The organism is Candidatus Erwinia dacicola (assembly GCF_001756855.1).
Taxonomy (GTDB): Bacteria; Pseudomonadota; Gammaproteobacteria; order Enterobacterales; family Enterobacteriaceae; genus Erwinia; species Erwinia dacicola.
Genome location: NZ_MAYS01000493.1, coordinates 1 through 1,635, shown reverse-complemented (window position 1 = coordinate 1,635; position 1,635 = coordinate 1). Strand labels below are relative to the sequence as shown.

Annotated in this window: 3 protein-coding genes and 1 pseudogene; 3 read left to right on the top strand and 1 reads right to left on the bottom strand. The window is 52.4% G+C overall.

Annotated elements, in window-relative coordinates; translation table 11 throughout:
- The 3 genes and pseudogenes from BBW68_RS12825 to BBW68_RS12815 form a co-directional block, all read left to right on the top strand.
- A partial coding sequence (locus BBW68_RS12825) for an IS30 family transposase (RefSeq protein WP_148127474.1) occupies positions 1-399 on the top strand: 399 nt, incomplete at its 5' end.
- 52 nt (positions 400-451) lie between these two features.
- On the top strand, positions 452-1,054 hold the full coding sequence (gene yihX, locus BBW68_RS12820; protein WP_070135660.1) for a glucose-1-phosphatase: 603 nt from the start codon (positions 452-454) through the stop codon (positions 1,052-1,054).
- Positions 1,051-1,224 (top strand): annotated as a pseudogene (locus BBW68_RS12815) (virulence factor BrkB family protein); the annotation flags it as partial. The gene yihX and the pseudogene BBW68_RS12815, both read left to right, overlap by 4 nt.
- 24 nt (positions 1,225-1,248) lie before the next feature.
- Here the strand turns inward: BBW68_RS12815 and BBW68_RS12810 are convergent.
- Positions 1,249-1,635, bottom strand: a 387-nt coding sequence (locus tag BBW68_RS12810) for an IS66 family transposase (protein WP_148127671.1), incomplete at its 5' end; no start/stop codon positions are given.

The following is a 1,635-nucleotide window of genomic DNA, read 5'->3' as shown; positions in this document are numbered from 1 at the left end:
CTGGTCGAACGTAAAAGCCGTATTTATCTGACGAAGAAGGTTTTTTCTAAAGACTCTGCCGAAGTTGCCGCCGCTATTATCTCGATGCTGAGCGGCTATAAGGACGTCTGTCACACAATCACGTTCGACAACGGCAGGGAGTTTACCCGGCACAAGGAAGTCGCTGACGCGTTGGAAGCGGAAACCTACTTCGCTCATCCATATGCCTCGTGGCAGCGCGGGCTAAACGAGAACACCAATGGGTTGTTGAGGCAGTTTATCCCGAAAGGAACTGACCTGACGGCAGTGACGGATGACGAGCTCCGCAAGTACCAGGGAGCACTGAATAGCAGGCCACGGAAATGCCTTGGGTTCCGGCAACCTTCAGTGGTCTTTGTAGAGCTAAAACAGGCGGCTTAGCGTTGCACTTCAAACTTGAATCCGCCCCTTACCGGAACAAAAGGAGATGACCATGCTGTATATCTTTGATTTAGGTAACGTCATTGTTGATATTGATTTCAAACGGGTTCTTGGTGTCTGGAGCGATTTAAGCCGCATGCCGCTGGCCGAACTGCGAAATCGTTTTCACATGGGCGAGAGCTTTCACCAGCACGAACGCGGTGAAATCAGCGATGAAGTTTTCGCGCAAAAAATTTCTGAAGGGTTAGGATTGTCGCTAAGTTTTGAACAGTTCGTGGTCGGCTGGCAGGAAGTGTTTGTCGGCGTGCGCCCGGAAGTGATTGCCATTATGAATAAACTGCGCGAGCAGGGCGACCGCGTGGTGATCCTGTCGAATACTAACCGCCTGCACTGTAACTTCTGGCCGTCGCAGTACCCGGAAGTGAAGCAAGCCGCTGACAAAGTCTATCTTTCCCAGGAGATGGGGCTTCGCAAACCGGACAAGAAAATTTATGAGCGCTTGCTGAATGAGGAAAATACGTCAGCTCAGGAGACTATCTTCTTTGATGATAATTTGGAAAACATCGAAGGGGCGCGTGCTGTCGGCATTTACAGCCTGCATATTACCGATGCCAAAGTTATCCCGGTATTTTTTGCCAACCGCATTAAAACATGAGTTTACTCAATCACTATTGCCACCGCGGGCGGGCATTCTGGTCGTGGATCAAACTGCTGTGGCAGAGGGGTGACGAAGATGGCATGACGATACTGGCCGGGCACCTAGCCTATATTTCGTTGCTGTCGCTGGTGCCGTTAATTGCCGTGATCTTTGCGCTGTTCGTAAGCGTCACATCCAGACCGTATTGACGCTTATGCAGATGTGAGATCGGTTTTCCACGGCAGCAGATCGGCGCAAAGATCACGCAGCCGGTTTACCGGCCAGTCTTGGATATGGCCCAGAACATAACGTAGCCACGCCTCCGGTTCCACATCATTCAGCCGACAGGTGCCGATCAGCGAGTACAGCACGGCTGCCCGCTCTCCACCCGTATCTGAACCGGCGAATAGGCAGTTTTTCCTGCCTAGAGCCACGCCCCTCAGTGCGTTCTCCGCGATATTGTTGTCGATCTCCGTCCACCCGTTGCTGCAGTACAGGTTCAGCGCGTCCCACTGCTTCAGCAGGTACGCGAACGCCTTTGCCGTATCCGAGTGACGCGACAGCACCTTCATCTGAACCTGTATCCAGTCGTACAGTGA